Consider the following 13,190-nt stretch of genomic DNA (forward strand, 5'->3'; position numbering starts at 1 on the left):
CAGCGCGGCGGGCCCGAGAAGGAGGCGTCGGACCATGACGACACGGACCAAAGCAGTACTCGGGGGAGTGGCCGTCGGCCTCCTCCTGATGCCCCTCATCGGGTTCTGGATGTCGCTCCTCGTGATCCTCGGCGTGCCCGCCGTGGCCTACCTGGCGCTCGACCCGAGCCAGCGGCGCCGGCTGCGCCGCATCTCGCGCAAGGAACTCCGCTGAACACACCCTGGGGTGACGAGGCGGGGGTGACGTAGGGTCGAGGTGATCATCAGCCGGAGAGGGGAGCTCCACACCATGAGTGGGACAGTCACGACGGTCAGCAGCAACGGCGTGTACGCGTTCACCAAGCCGAACCGCGAGAGCATCACCCTGCTCGCCGGACTCGGCGTGGAGGGCGACGTGCACGCCGGGGTGACGGTCAAGCACCGCTCGCGGATGGCCAAGGACCCGACCGTGCCCAACCTCCGCCAGGTCCACCTGATCCACGCCGAGCTCTTCGACGAGGTCGCGCACTCCGGATTCGAGGTTTCGCCCGGTGCCCTCGGCGAGAACATCACGACCCGGGGGATCGACCTCCTCGGCCTGCCGACCGGGACCCGCCTGCACCTCGGCCCCGAGGCCGTCGTGGAGGTCACGGGCCTGCGCAACCCGTGCGTGCAGATCGACAACTACCGGCACGGGCTGCTGAGGCAGGTGCTCGGCCGCGACGAGCACGGACAGCTCGTCCGCAAGGCGGGGATCATGAGCATCGTCCTGACCGGTGGGGTGGTGCGGCCCGGCGACAGCATCGGCGTCGAACTGCCGGCCGAGCCCCACCGCCCCCTGGAGAAGGTCTGAGACTCAGCGCGGCCGGCCGTTCTCCGTCAACGCACAGGAGTTGACCACGTCACCGCCCGAGGGCCGGGAGATCGTCCGGTCCGCGGGCGGCGCCACGCCCTCCTCGACCCACCGTGTCAGCGCCGCGAACGCCGAGCGGTAGCAGGGCAGCAGGGGCCGCAGCCGGTCCGGATACGTGTCGTACAGGCCGTCGGTGTGGGTGCCGTCCTGGACCCTGTAGTACCGGTGCACCCCGCCGCGGCCCCGGCCGTCGATCATCCGGGCGTAGACGTCGGAATCGGTCGCGATCGGCAGCAGCGTGTCGAGATCGCCGTGCAGGGTGATCAGCGGCTTGCCGATCCGGCCGGTCAGAGCGACCTTCGCGACGGCCCGGTGGACCGATCCGGGGCGCGAGGCGTAGTCGTACGAGGCGTCGGACGCGCACGGCGCGAGGATCCGCTCGGCCGTCGTCCCGGCGGTGGCACCAGGGCAGCCCGGATCGTACGAAGGGTCGAACTCGGCCCGGAAGACCTTCTGGGTCAGCCCCCAGTACGCCTTCTCGTGGTACGGCCACAGGAACCGCGAAGCGGGCGCGAAGCCGGCGTCGATCAGATCGCTGTCGGACGCCCGGCCGAACGACCGGGCCACGGCCACCGGCAGGCTGGTGAGGAGGTTCGGCCCCCGGGTGGTCCAGAGCACCCCCTCCCAGTCGACCCCTCCGTCGTACAGCTCCGGCCGGTTCTCCAACTGCCAGCGCGTCAGATAGCCGGCGTTGGAGATACCCGTCATGTACGTGCGGTGGGGTGCCCGGCCGTACCGCTGCCGTACCGCCTGCTTGGCCGCCCTCGTCAGCTCGGTCACCCGCCGGTTCCACTCCGCGACCGCGTCACCCGGTTGCCGCCCGTCGGTGAAGAAGTCCGGCCCGGTGTTGCCCTTGTCGGTGGCGGCGTAGGCGAAGCCCTGAGCCAGGACGTGATCCGAGATGAGGGCGTCGGTGGAGTACTGGCGGCGGGTGCCGGGCGCGCCGGTCACGACCAGGCCGCCGTTCCAGTTCGCCGGCAGCCGGATGACGAACTGGGCGTCGTGTGCCCAGCCGTGGGTGGCGTTGAGACGCGAGTCGTCGGGGAAGTAGCCGTCGATCTGGATCCCGGGAACGCCGGAGGGGTTACGGGTGCCCTTCGCGGAGAGACCGGCCTGGTCGGCCATGTCGGTGTACCGCGTGCCCGCCAGGCCGGCCGTCGTGAGATCGGGCAGGCAGGCGGTCTCCTGGTGGGCCGCGCCGGGAACGCGGAGCCGGTCCTGTCGCGCGCAGGGAGCGGGCGAGCCGGCGTCGGCACCGGCGGGTGTGGCGGGGCCGACGACGGTCAGCCCCGCCAGGAGAGCGGCGAACAGCGGGACGCCTCGGATCGGGCGCATGGACGGCCTCCGGTGGGACGACGGGACGGGGTGCGCCGCCACATCGTGCGGTGGGCCGGTGGGCCGGGCCATGGTTCCGGGCCACACCTCGGGCCGCAGACCCGTGTGGTTTCCCCGCCCGGGGGCGTCAGGAGGGGCGTACCGCCATCGCGTCCAGCGCCTCCAGGAGGGCCGGCAGCTGGGGGCCGCGGGTGACGGGCAGGACCTCGCCGGGCTGGTCGTCGAGGAGCACGAAGGCCATGTCGTCGGTCCGGGCCACCAGCGACCAGCCGGGTCCGTCGGCGCGGAGCATCCGCGCGCCACCGGGGGCGAAGCTCGACCGTACCCGGCCCACCGGCGGTGCCTCCTCCAGATACCCGCGCAACTCGGCGAGCGCCCGCCGGACACCGACGTAGGGGTCGGCCGATGGCTCGCCCGGGCCCGCGCCCGGGCCTCCGTCCGGGCCCGCGTCCGTGGACTCGTACTCGTCCTCGTCTTGGTCCTCGTCTTCGTCCAGCTGGGCCCGCCAGGCCGCCCACTGCAGCGCCACCTCGTCCGCGCCGAGCCGGCGTTGGGCCGGGCCCCAGACATCGGCGGACGGCGGTGTCAGGGGAGTACGGTCCCCCTCCTCGGGCTCCGGATCGTGCGGGTCCGGGAGGCCGGGCGCGGCGGTGGCCACGGCCAGCGGCCAGCCCGGCAGCGCGGCCACGACCGAGCGCTCGTCGGGGGAGAGGTCGTACTCCATCCCGCAGTCCCAGGAGGCGATCGCGACGGCGACGAGCGACACGTCGTCGACCACCACGGTCCACCGGGCCCCCGTGCCGTCCTGCCCGAGCACGAGCCCGTAACCGTCGGCGTACGGCTCCAGTCCCAGCGCCGCGCACGCCACCGGGTAGTCGTCGCCGAGCACGCTCGGGAAGCGCGCGGGTGTGAGCAGCACCGCCGTCAGTACGTACAGCGCGTCGTCGTCTACGTCGCCGACGGTGTTGTCGGCGGCGGGGCTCGTTCCGCTCACGGCAGCCTCCCCATCTGGTCGTCGGCGCACCTTAACCAGTGGGTAACCCGCACGTCGAGGGTCTCCGGCCGGGAGAAGGGGTGCGGTGGCTACCGTACGGCTCACGCCTCCGGCAGCCCGAGCAGCGACCGGGCCACCTTCTGAGGCGACTCGTTCCGCTCGCGGGCGAGTGCGATCACGGCGCGGCAGGCGAGTTCGCTGAGACCGAACATGAGCGCCTCCGGAGCGACCGAGGAGGTGGCCTCGTCGACCTGTTCCTGGTCGTCCTCGATGGAACCGACCACGTAGACCGCCGCCGCCTCGAAGAGATTGCGCTCACGCCGCATATGGCGCGGCTCGGGCGGTTTGTCCGGGGCTCGCCGGGCGGTCGGGAGGAGTCTGCGCGCCATCGCCTGTATCCGGGACACCGTGTGCCGCCTTTCCCGGACAGGGGCTGCCCGGTGCCTCCACCGTAGTCACGGATGTGCCGGGGCAGAAGGGCGCGGACGGCGACGGCGCAGGAGCGGGACCGGGCACCGTCGCCCCTATGGCGCCCCGGGCGCGCCGCGCCGCCTGTCCGTGGCGGGCCGCTCAGTCCGCTCGAACGGCGAGCGCCAGATAACGGTCGTCCCTGTCCACGTACTGGGTCAGCCGCCAGCCGGAGCGTGCGAGGAGCGGGCGGAGGTTGGGCTCGGCGCGCAGATCGTCCTCGGTGACCTGCCGTCCGTGGCGGGCGGCGAGGGCGGCGCGGCCGATGGGGTGGAAGAGGGCGAGACGGCCGCCGGGGCGGACGACGCGGGCCAGCTCCCGCAGGTTCTCCGCCGGGTCCGGCAGATGGGAGATGAGACCGGCCCCGAAGACCGCGTCGAGGACGCCGTCGCGCAGCGGGAGCCGGGCGACGTCCGTGAGCAGGAGAGCGGCGACGGCGTCGCGACCCGCCCGCACCGCCTCGGCGAGCATCTCGGGGGTCAGATCCGCCCCGAGGACCGTGCCCGTGGGGCCGACCGCCGCACGCAGCGGAGGCAGCGCCCGACCGGTGCCGCAGCCCGCGTCGAGCACGGTGTCACCGGGGCGCAGGCCGAGATCGGCGACGGCGGCGGCATAGGCGGGACCGTCGTCGGGGAAGCGCGCGTCCCAGGCGGCGGCGCGGGCGCCGAAGAACTCCTGGACGCGGGTGGGGTCTTCGCTCATGCGTCCATGATCCCCCATGGGTCGTCTCCCTCAGGGGTGAACGCACTGTGCACACGTTCGAGCGCGGCACGATCGTTCCGGAACATCTCTGCGTCATATTCCATCAGCTTTCGAAATGCGCCCCCAGTGCGCCCCCTTATGCGGACTAGCGTCCCCCAGCCATGGGACACCTGGACCACGCCACCTTCGGCTGGCTGACACCCGTGCTGTCGTACGCGATGGCCTGTATCGGCGCCGCTCTCGGCCTGCGCTGCACCGTACGAGCGCTCGACGCCACCGGCCGGTCGCGACGCAACTGGCTGCTCACCGCCGCGTCCGCGATCGGCACCGGAATCTGGACGATGCACTTCCTCGCGATGCTCGGCTTCGGCGTGACCGGGACCGACATCCGCTACGACGTGCCGCTGACCGTGCTCAGCCTGCTGATCGCCGTCACCGTCGTCGGAGCCGGTGTCTTCGCCGTCGGCCACGGCCACGTTCACGGCCGCGACCACGGTCGCGACCGGGTTCGGGTCCGGGTCCGCTCGTTGCTCATCGGTGGGCTCACGACCGGAATCGGCGTCGCCGGCATGCACTACACGGGTATGGCCGCCCTGCGCCTGCACGGGGAAGTGCGGTACGACCCCCTGCTCGTCGCGCTCTCCGTCGCCATCGCGGTCGTCGCGGCCACGGCCGCGCTGTGGGCCGCCCTCCACATCCGCGCGCCGGCCGCGGTCGCGATCGCCTCCCTGGTCATGGGCGCGGCGATCAGCAGCATGCACTACACCGGGATGTTCGCCGTCGAGATCGACGTCGTTCCTTCGGCGGCAGCCCTTCCCGGTGCCTCGGCCATGCAGTTCATCTTCCCCCTCGCGGTGGGCCTCGGCTCCTACCTCTTCATCACCTCGGCCTTCGTGGCCCTCTCCCCGACGGCCGGGGAACGCGCCGCGTACGCCTCGGCGGAACGCCTCACCGAACCGGACGAGCACGCCGTGGACGTGGCGCCCCCGGGCTCTCCACGCGAAGCCCCGACCACGGACACTGCGCCGCCCCCACCCTCGTACGCCCGGCAGGCGGGGCCCGCGGACAGGCACTGAACGCCCCGGGGAAGCCCGCGAAGCCACCGCACACGGCACACGGCACACCGCACACCGCACACGGCACACCGCACACGGCACACCGCACACGGCACACCGCACCAGTACCAGGAAGACGCAGCCGGAACGAGGAGGCCATGCGAACTCCCCGCAGGACCCAGGGCATCGACGCGACGGCGAGGCCGCGCCCGGCGGCGGCGCGCGGGCGGCGCGCGCATGCGGGGCCGCCCGCCGCGGAACCGCCGGAGCGCGCCCCCCGCGCCCAGGCCGTACCGCCCACGCCGCCCGCGCAACCGGCGCCGTCCGAGCCTGCCGCGCAGTCCATGCCTCTCGCGCCGTCCGGGCGCCGAGCCCTGCGCCCCCGCACCGTCCGCGCGAAAATCGTCTCGCTCCTGATGCTGCCCGTCATGTCGCTGCTGGGCCTGTGGGGGTTCGCCACCGTGACCACCGCCCAGGACGTCGCCCGGCTGCGCCAGCTGCACCGCGTCGACACCCAGATCCGCGAACCCGTCGCCGCAGCCGTCACCGCCCTCCAGGCCGAACGCCGCGCCGCCGTCCGCCAGATCGCCTCGCCCGGCACCGGACGCGCCACCGAGCTGCGGCAGCAGGGGCAGCGCACGGGCGCCGCCGTCTCCCGGCTCCGCCTCGACGGCAGGCACACCGTCGGCGACACCGGTAACCTGCCCCGTGAAGTCGCCGACCGGATCGGACAGTTCGTCACCAAGGCCGAGAGCCTCGGCCCCGTGCGCACCGCCGTTGCCACCGGCCGCGCCGACGCGGACCAGGCGTACGAGGAGTACACCGCCGTCATCTCCGCCGCCTTCGCCGTCGGCGGCGCCCTGAGCGGCATCCAGGACGCCCGCGCCGGATCCGACGCGCGCGTGCTCCTGGAACTCGCCCGCGCGGGCGAGATGCTCTCCCGTGAGGACGCCCTGCTGAGCTCCGCACACCTCACCGGGCAGCTCAGCGCGGAAGGGCTGCGCCGGTTCACCGGCGCCGTCGACACCCGCCGTACCCTGATCGAGTCCGCCACCGCCGACCTGCGCGGCCCCGAGCGAGCGGCCTGGCAGCGCCTCGTCGCCCAGCGTGGCCACCAGCAGCTCACCGCGGCCGAGGACCGGGTACGCGCCGCCGCCCCCGGACGCAAGGCCGCCCGGGCCGTCCCCGCCGCGACCTGGGACGACGCCGTGGCGGTCGTACGCGGTGGGCTCGCCGCCGTCGACGACGACGCCCGGCGCGCCGCCGCCGACCGGGCCGACCCGTTCGCGGGCGGCGTCCTGACGGCGGGCGGCGCCGCCGTCCTGTTCGGCCTCGGCGCCGTCGCCGCCTCCCTCGTCATCTCCGTACGCATCGGACGCGCCCTGGTCGTCGAGCTGATCAGCCTGCGCAACACGGCTCTGGAGATCGCCCGGCGTCAACTCCCCGACGCGATGCGCCGACTGCGCGCCGGGGAGGAGATCGACGTCCGGGCCGAAGCCCCGCGCGGCCCGACCCCCGAGGACGAGATCGGTCAGGTCGGCGAGGCCCTCGGCACTGTTCACCGCGCCGCGCTCTTCGCCGCCGTCGAACGCGCCGAACTGGCCGACGGCATCTCCGGTGTCTTCGTCAACCTCGCCCGCCGCAGTCAGGTCCTGGTCCACCGTCAGCTCAGCCTGCTCGACAGCATGGAGCGCCGGGCCGACGACCCGAACGAACTCGGGGACCTGTTCCGGCTCGACCATCTCACCACCCGGATGCGGCGCCACGCCGAGAGTCTGATCATCCTCTCCGGGGCCGCCCCAGGCCGCGCCTGGCGGAATCCGGTGCCGCTGACCGACGTCGTCCGGGCCGCCGTCTCGGAGATCGAGGACTACGCGCGCGTGGAGGTGCGCCGATTCCCCGAGACGGCCGTCGTCGGCGGCGCCGTGGCCGACCTCACCCACCTCCTCGCCGAACTCGTCGAGAACGCCGCCCAGTTCTCCCCGCCCCACACCAAGGTGCGGATCAGCGGCGAACCGGTCGGCAACGGATACGCCCTGGAGATCGAGGACCGGGGCCTCGGCATGGGCAAGGAGTCCCTCGCCGAGGCCAACAGCCGGATCGAGCGGTCCGAGGACCTCGACCTGTTCGACAGCGACCGGCTCGGCCTGTTCGTGGTCAGCCGGCTCTCCGCCCGGCACGACATCAAGGTGCGGCTGCAGACCTCCCCGTACGGCGGAACGACCGCGGTCGTCCTGCTGCCGACCGACCTCCTGCAGAGGGCCCTCCCGGTGGGCGACGAGAAGCACCCGGCCGACCGCGGTCCGAGGGACGAGGCGCCGCCACCCGGGCCGCCCGCCGCCGAAGCCCCCGTACCGCCCTCACCGCTGCCCCGACCGCCGCGCGCGCCCGCCTTCGCCACGCGGGCGGAGCCACCGGAGGCCGACTCTCCGCGCAGGCCGTCGGCGGACGGTTCCGACGATCTGCCGCGCAGGGTGCGCCAGGCCAGCCTCGTACCGCAACTGCGCGAGGCACCCGCCGCCGAACCGGAGCCCGCCCCGGCCGTCCAGGGCACGCCCGAACGCACCCCCGAACGAATCAGGGACCGTATGACCGCCTACCGCGACGGCTGGACGCGGGGCGGCGGCCCGGCCCCCGGCACCAGACGCCCACTCGGAACCGGTTTCGGCAGCGAAGGAGACCAGCAATGACCGACCACGAGAGGATTTCCCACCATCGGTCCGGCGAACTCGACTGGCTCCTCGACGACCTCGTCGTCCGGGTCCGCGACGTGCGGCACACGGTCGTGCTCTCCCACGACGGGCTCGCCGTCGGCTCCTCCAGCAGCCTCAGCCGTGAGGACGCGGAGCACCTGGCGGCCATCGCGTCCGGGCTCCACAGCCTCGCCAAGGGCGCGGGCCGCCAGTTCCACACCGGAGGCGTGCGCCAGACCATGGTGGAGATGGACGACGGCTTCCTGTTCGTCGCCGCCGCCGGAGACGGTTCGTGCCTCGCCGTCCTCAGCTCCGTGAGCGCCGACATCGGCCTCATCGCGTACGAGATGGCCCGTCTGGTGAAACGGGTCGGCGAGCATCTGCGCACCCCGCCGCGGCTGACCGCGACACCACCGGCCGCGGGCTGACCGGGGGACACCGATGAACGAGGACAGCATGGGCACCGGCACTGGTATCGGTCTCGGTACCAACGTCGGTACCGGTCACGGCAGCGGTCTCCGCATCGCTTGCGACGACGGGCCGCTCGTGCCGGGCGGTCAGTGGTACGACGCCGCAGCCGGGCCGCTGGTCCGGCCGTACGCGATGACGGGCGGCCGTACCCGCCCCGGGCCCAGCAGCGTCCGGTTCGACCTCATCGCCCTCGTCGCCGTCGACGGCAACCCGCCCGACCGGTCCGAGGAGTCGCTCCTCGGACCGGAACACCGGGCCCTGCTCTCCCTGTGCCGGGCCGAGACCCAGTCGGTGGCGGAACTCGCCGCCGACGCCGACCTGCCCGTCGGAGTGGTCCGCGTCCTCCTCGGCGACCTCCTCGAAGCTGGCTTCGTCAAGGTCAACAGGCCCGTACCGCCCGCACACCTCCCCGACGAACGGATCCTGAGGGAAGTCATCAATGGACTACGAGCGCTCTGAGAGCACAGGTGGGGACGGCGGCGTGGACACCACGGCGCTCGCGCTGAAGATCCTGGTCGCCGGCGGATTCGGGGTCGGCAAGACCACCCTGGTGGGCGCGGTCAGCGAGATCCGCCCGCTGCGTACGGAGGAACGGCTCAGCCGCGCCGGGGAGTCGGTGGACGACACGGACGGCGTCGACCAGAAGACCACCACGACCGTTGCCATGGACTTCGGCCGCATCACGATCCGCGCCGGGCTGTCCCTGTACCTCTTCGGCACACCGGGGCAGGACCGGTTCTGGTTCCTCTGGGACGAACTGTCCCAGGGCGCGCTCGGCGCCGTCGTGCTCGCCGACACGCGACGCCTGGAGGACTGCTTCCCCGCCGTGGACTACTTCGAGCACCGCGGGATCCCCTTCGTGGTCGCGGTCAACTGCTTCGCGGACGCCCGGAACTACGGAGCCCACGAGGTCTCGCGGGCGCTGGACCTGGACCGCGGCACGCCGGTGGTGCTGTGCGACGCGCGGGACCGCGACTCCGGGAAGGAGGTGCTGATCCGGCTGGTGGAGTACGCCGGAAGGGTGCACACCGCCCGCCTCCTGGACTCGGTCGGGTGAGCTCGTCCTGCGGCACGCACGGCCTCCGGGGTGCTTGCCCTGTCCACGACAGTGCGTAAGGCTTGCGCGCGACACGCGGACCACGGGGACTACGGGTCCACGGGGACGCAACACACAGGGGGAGGACCGAGAAGATGGCGCTGGACAAGGGACTGGACTGGCTCCTGGACGACCTGACCAAGCGGGTGGGGTACATACGGCACGCGCTGGTCCTGTCGAACGACGGGCTGGTGACGGGAGCGAGCAGCGGCCTGAGGCGGGAGGACGCGGAGCACCTGGCCGCTGTCTCCTCCGGCCTGCATAGTCTGGCCAGGGGCTCGGGCCGCCACTTCCACGCCGGCAGGGCGCGGCAGACGATGGTGGAGTTCGACGACGCACTGCTCTTCGTGACGGCGGCGGGGGAGGGCAGCTGCCTGTGCGTGCTGAGCGCCGCCGAGGCCGATGTCGGCCTGGTCGCCTACGAGATGACGCTGCTGGTGAACCGGGTCGGCGAGCATCTCGGCGTGGCGGCGCGCCAGCCGGGCAGGGCGGGCGTCGCCGAACGCTGACACGGTTACCGAGGGCCCGGAACTGCGGGAGGCTGGCTCCGGGACCGAGTTGTCCACAGGCCCCGGCGGACAGGATCTCCACGGGCTACGGTCGTCACCGAGAGTATTCGTCACTCACGGGGGAGATCGTCATGACGGTGGAGGAAGGCGCGCGCACGCTGGCGCTGGGGCGGGCCGCGCAGGAGCTGGAGCTGAGGCGCGAGGAGTTCCGGCTCGCCGTGCAGATGGGCCTGGTCCGCACGGTGCCGGGCTCCTCGCCCGGTGCGCCGGCCGGAGCGGGTGGATCAGGGGCACGGGGAGTCACGGGCACAGCTGCCGGGCGGCGACGAGTGAACCGGAGGGAGATCGATCGGCTGCGGGCCGCGCCGGACTTTCCGGACGGCCTGCGCGAGCGGGTCCGCGCGGTCGGTACGACAGAGGCCGCCGAGTTGCTCTCGGTGACTCCGGACCGCTTCACCAAGCTGGCCAGGACGGGGCACTTCAGTCCCGTGCGGTTCTATCTGAACCGCTACCGCGCGGTGGTATGGCTCTATCTCGCCGGAGAGCTGGGCGAGTTCGCCTCGGCGCACCCGTCACTGCTGACCGGCAGACTGCCGCAGAACGTCCGGGACCTGATCGACGCGGGGGAGGACTCCCGCCCCCGCAACTGGCGGGCCCGGCGGTTGGGCCTGCTGCTGAGAGCGACCGAGGACCCCTGGGTGCGGGCGGCGGCGATCGCCTCGCTCCTCGACCCCGTCCAGCTGGCCGAGGTCGTCGACGACCCCTACGAGCGGACATATCTGGACCGGCTGCGCCCGGAGCCGCCGTCCGGCCGCACGGAATCCGCCGCCGCCCTGGAGATCATGGACCGGATGCTCCTTGCGGACGACCCGGACGAGATCCTCTGGCACCGGATGAGCCTGGCCCTGGCGCTCGACGAGGCCCGCGAGGACCGCCCCGCCCCGCGTCCCGACCGGGCGACGGGGCCGGCCACGACGTTCCCGGCCACCGACCGTCCACCGGGCCCGACGGGACTGACCCGAGCGCCGGGCCGCCGGACCGGGCGCGGACTCCTGGACCGCCTGCTCCGTCGCAAGGCGGCCCGCCTGAGCGGTCCCCTCACCGCGCCGCCGCCCCGGCCAGGCGAAGGCGCCGCCCGGCCGGCCATCGACGGCACGGTCCGCGGTTGAGTGGGGGCGGCGGGTGACGGGGGAAGGAGGAAGGAAGGCGGGTCTCCGGCTTCGGAGCGGGAGGTTTGGCTTCGGAGGCCGAGCGCGACGAGCTTCGGGGGTCGGGGTGCGACGAGCTGCGGAGGTCGAGGTGCGATGACGGGGTCGCGCGGGCACGATGACCGCATGCTGCTGGCACGACTCGCCGACGCCTCCCACCAGGTCGCCGCGACCTCCGCCCGTTCGGGGAAGATCGCGGCTCTGGCCGAGCTGTTCTCCGAGGCCGAGCCCGAGGAGAGCCCGCTCGTCATCGCCTATCTCTCCGGGCGGCTCCCGCAGGGCCGCATCGGAGTGGGCTGGAGCGTGTTGAAGAACGCGCTCCCACCCGCCGTACCGCCCGCCGAGCGCCCCACCCTCACCCTCGCCGGCACCGATGCCACCATGACCGCCCTCGCCGCCGTCTCGGGGGCCGGGTCCCAGGCCCGGCGGGCCGGGCTCGTCCATGAGCTGATGGCCGCCGCCACCCTGCCCGAGCAGGAGTTCCTGCTTCGGCTGCTGTCGGGGGAGGTGCGTCAGGGCGCTCTGGACGCCATCGCGCTGGAGGGCGTCGCGCGGGCCGCGAGCGTGCCGTCCGCCGACCTCCGCCGCGCCGTGATGCTGGAGGGATCGCTGCCGCGCGTCGCGCGGGCGGTGCTCTCCGACGGTCCCGCCGCCCTGGAGGCGTTCGCCCTGCGTGTCGGCAGCCCGGTCCAGCCGATGCTCGCCCACACCGCCACGTCCGTCACCGAGGCGGTCGCCGCCCTGGGGCCCTGCGTGGTCGAGGAGAAGCTCGACGGCATCCGTGTCCAGGTGCACCGCGAGGGCGGCGAGGTGCGTGTCTTCACCCGCTCCCTGGACGACATCACCGCCCGTCTGCCCGAAGTCGTGGCCGTCGCCCACGAGACGTCCGCCGACTCCTTCATCCTGGACGGCGAGGTCATCGCGCTCGACCCGGCCACCGGGCGGCCGATGCCCTTCCAGGACATCGCCTCCCGGGTCGGCTCCCGCCTCGACGTAGCCACTGCACGCGCCACGCTGCCCGTGTCGCCCGTCTTCTTCGACGTTCTCGCCGCGGAAGGTGAGGTCCTCATCGACCGGCCGGGCCGCGAACGCCACGCGGTCCTCGCCCGTCTGCTCCCCGAGCCCCTGCGGGTCCGCCGTACCGTCGTCGACGACCCGGCCTCGGCCGACCAGGTGGAGGGCGCCGAGGCCTTCTTCACCGACACCCTGGCCCGAGGCCACGAGGGAGTCCTGGTCAAGGCCCTCGACGCGCCGTACGTCGCCGGCCGCCGGGGCCGTACCTGGCTGAAGGTCAAGCCCGTTCACACCCTCGACCTCGTCGTCCTCGCGGCCGAATGGGGCCATGGACGCCGCACCGGACTGCTCTCCAACCTTCACCTCGGAGCCAGGGCAGCCGATGGCACGTTCGTGATGCTCGGCAAGACCTTCAAGGGCCTCACGGACGAGATGCTGCGTCGGCAGACGGAGATACTGCGTGAACTGGCCGTGGAGGACGACGGTTTCACCGTACGGGTCCGGCCGGAACTGGTCGTCGAGATCGCCTACGACGGCCTCCAGCGCTCCACGCGCTATCCGGCCGGAGTCACCCTGCGCTTCGCCCGGGTCCTCCGTCACCGGCCCGACAAGCCCGCCTCCCAGGCCGACACGATCGAGCAGATCACCGGCACCGCCTCGCCCGACTGACCGGGACGTCAGTCGCCCCGCGAGCCGCGCCCGCCGCGCCCGGCGTCTCCCGGGCCATAGTCCGAGCCAGAGCCAGAGCCAGAG

14 protein-coding genes are annotated in these 13,190 nt (G+C 73.2%); 10 read left to right on the plus strand and 4 right to left on the minus strand.

Annotated elements, in window-relative coordinates; translation table 11 throughout:
• The first annotated feature begins 34 nt into the window (after nt 1–34).
• Both ACIRB4_RS12335 and ACIRB4_RS12340 read left to right on the plus strand, forming a co-directional pair.
• Nucleotides 35–214 carry a hypothetical protein gene (locus ACIRB4_RS12335; protein ID WP_403290231.1) on the plus strand — a complete coding sequence of 60 codons (180 nt, stop codon included), beginning with the start codon at nt 35–37 and terminating at the stop codon, nt 212–214.
• Between the two features lie 75 nt (nt 215–289).
• Nucleotides 290–832, plus strand: a complete 543-nt coding sequence (locus tag ACIRB4_RS12340) for an MOSC domain-containing protein (protein ID WP_403290233.1) — start codon at nt 290–292, stop codon at nt 830–832.
• A gap of 3 nt (nt 833–835) precedes the next feature.
• Here ACIRB4_RS12340 and ACIRB4_RS12345 read toward each other — a convergent pair whose 3' ends face one another.
• The 4 genes from ACIRB4_RS12345 to ACIRB4_RS12360 all read right to left on the minus strand — a co-directional run bounded on the left by ACIRB4_RS12345 (nt 836) and on the right by ACIRB4_RS12360 (nt 4,391).
• Nucleotides 836–2,227: a tannase/feruloyl esterase family alpha/beta hydrolase gene (locus ACIRB4_RS12345; RefSeq protein ID WP_403290236.1), complete on the minus strand. Its 1,392-nt coding sequence runs from the start codon at nt 2,225–2,227 to the stop codon at nt 836–838.
• 127 nt (nt 2,228–2,354) lie between these two features.
• Nucleotides 2,355–3,221 carry a hypothetical protein gene (locus tag ACIRB4_RS12350; protein ID WP_403290239.1) on the minus strand — a complete coding sequence of 289 codons (867 nt, stop codon included), beginning with the start codon at nt 3,219–3,221 and terminating at the stop codon, nt 2,355–2,357.
• A gap of 101 nt (nt 3,222–3,322) precedes the next feature.
• On the minus strand, nt 3,323–3,628 hold the full coding sequence (locus ACIRB4_RS12355; RefSeq protein WP_403290241.1) for a hypothetical protein: 306 nt from the start codon (nt 3,626–3,628) through the stop codon (nt 3,323–3,325).
• 163 nt (nt 3,629–3,791) lie between these two features.
• Nucleotides 3,792–4,391 (minus strand): class I SAM-dependent methyltransferase, encoded by a 600-nt coding sequence (locus tag ACIRB4_RS12360; protein WP_403290244.1) that lies wholly within the window; start codon nt 4,389–4,391, stop codon nt 3,792–3,794.
• A gap of 161 nt (nt 4,392–4,552) precedes the next feature.
• Between ACIRB4_RS12360 and ACIRB4_RS12365 the strand changes: the two genes are divergently transcribed.
• The 8 genes from ACIRB4_RS12365 to ACIRB4_RS12400 all read left to right on the plus strand — a co-directional run bounded on the left by ACIRB4_RS12365 (nt 4,553) and on the right by ACIRB4_RS12400 (nt 13,106).
• Nucleotides 4,553–5,467, plus strand: coding sequence for an MHYT domain-containing protein (locus ACIRB4_RS12365; protein ID WP_403290247.1), 915 nt, complete (start codon nt 4,553–4,555; stop codon nt 5,465–5,467).
• A 137-nt stretch (nt 5,468–5,604) separates the two neighbouring features.
• A complete protein-coding gene (locus tag ACIRB4_RS12370) occupies nt 5,605–8,136 on the plus strand; it encodes a nitrate- and nitrite sensing domain-containing protein (RefSeq protein ID WP_403290250.1) in 2,532 nt (843 codons plus the stop codon).
• Nucleotides 8,133–8,567, plus strand: coding sequence for a roadblock/LC7 domain-containing protein (locus ACIRB4_RS12375; protein WP_403290252.1), 435 nt, complete (start codon nt 8,133–8,135; stop codon nt 8,565–8,567). The genes ACIRB4_RS12370 and ACIRB4_RS12375 overlap by 4 nt, the downstream gene beginning before the upstream one ends.
• A 13-nt stretch (nt 8,568–8,580) precedes the next feature.
• Nucleotides 8,581–9,069: a DUF742 domain-containing protein gene (locus tag ACIRB4_RS12380; RefSeq protein ID WP_403290255.1), complete on the plus strand. Its 489-nt coding sequence runs from the start codon at nt 8,581–8,583 to the stop codon at nt 9,067–9,069.
• The gene (locus ACIRB4_RS12385; RefSeq protein WP_403290258.1) at nt 9,050–9,667 is read left to right on the plus strand and encodes a GTP-binding protein; all 618 of its coding nucleotides are present in this window, start codon (nt 9,050–9,052) and stop codon (nt 9,665–9,667) included. Before ACIRB4_RS12380 ends, ACIRB4_RS12385 begins: the two co-directional genes overlap by 20 nt.
• Nucleotides 9,668–9,801: 134 nt before the next feature.
• A complete protein-coding gene (locus tag ACIRB4_RS12390) occupies nt 9,802–10,215 on the plus strand; it encodes a roadblock/LC7 domain-containing protein (protein WP_403290261.1) in 414 nt (137 codons plus the stop codon).
• A gap of 131 nt (nt 10,216–10,346) precedes the next feature.
• Nucleotides 10,347–11,384, plus strand: coding sequence for a DUF6397 family protein (locus tag ACIRB4_RS12395; RefSeq protein WP_403290264.1), 1,038 nt, complete (start codon nt 10,347–10,349; stop codon nt 11,382–11,384).
• A 165-nt stretch (nt 11,385–11,549) separates the two neighbouring features.
• Entirely contained in the window at nt 11,550–13,106 is a 1,557-nt protein-coding gene (locus tag ACIRB4_RS12400) for an ATP-dependent DNA ligase (RefSeq protein ID WP_403290267.1), read from the plus strand.
• Nucleotides 13,107–13,190 lie beyond the last annotated feature (84 nt).

The organism is Streptomyces sp. NPDC093600, from assembly GCF_044764755.1.
In the GTDB taxonomy this organism is placed as follows: domain Bacteria; phylum Actinomycetota; class Actinomycetes; order Streptomycetales; family Streptomycetaceae; genus Streptomyces.

Bases quoted from the DNA above. Each gene is read 5' to 3' on its own strand.
- ACIRB4_RS12335 (WP_403290231.1), top strand. From the start codon at position 35: ATGACGACACGGACCAAAGCAGTACTCGGGGGAGTGGCCGTCGGCCTC.
- ACIRB4_RS12340 (WP_403290233.1), top strand. From the start codon at position 290: ATGAGTGGGACAGTCACGACGGTCAGCAGCAACGGCGTGTACGCGTTC.
- ACIRB4_RS12345 (WP_403290236.1), bottom strand. From the start codon at position 2,227: ATGCGCCCGATCCGAGGCGTCCCGCTGTTCGCCGCTCTCCTGGCGGGG.
- ACIRB4_RS12360 (WP_403290244.1), bottom strand. From the start codon at position 4,391: ATGAGCGAAGACCCCACCCGCGTCCAGGAGTTCTTCGGCGCCCGCGCC.
- ACIRB4_RS12365 (WP_403290247.1), top strand. From the start codon at position 4,553: ATGGGACACCTGGACCACGCCACCTTCGGCTGGCTGACACCCGTGCTG.
- ACIRB4_RS12370 (WP_403290250.1), top strand. From the start codon at position 5,605: ATGCGAACTCCCCGCAGGACCCAGGGCATCGACGCGACGGCGAGGCCG.
- ACIRB4_RS12375 (WP_403290252.1), top strand. From the start codon at position 8,133: ATGACCGACCACGAGAGGATTTCCCACCATCGGTCCGGCGAACTCGAC.
- ACIRB4_RS12380 (WP_403290255.1), top strand. From the start codon at position 8,581: ATGAACGAGGACAGCATGGGCACCGGCACTGGTATCGGTCTCGGTACC.
- ACIRB4_RS12385 (WP_403290258.1), top strand. From the start codon at position 9,050: ATGGACTACGAGCGCTCTGAGAGCACAGGTGGGGACGGCGGCGTGGAC.
- ACIRB4_RS12390 (WP_403290261.1), top strand. From the start codon at position 9,802: ATGGCGCTGGACAAGGGACTGGACTGGCTCCTGGACGACCTGACCAAG.
- ACIRB4_RS12395 (WP_403290264.1), top strand. From the start codon at position 10,347: ATGACGGTGGAGGAAGGCGCGCGCACGCTGGCGCTGGGGCGGGCCGCG.
- ACIRB4_RS12400 (WP_403290267.1), top strand. From the start codon at position 11,550: ATGCTGCTGGCACGACTCGCCGACGCCTCCCACCAGGTCGCCGCGACC.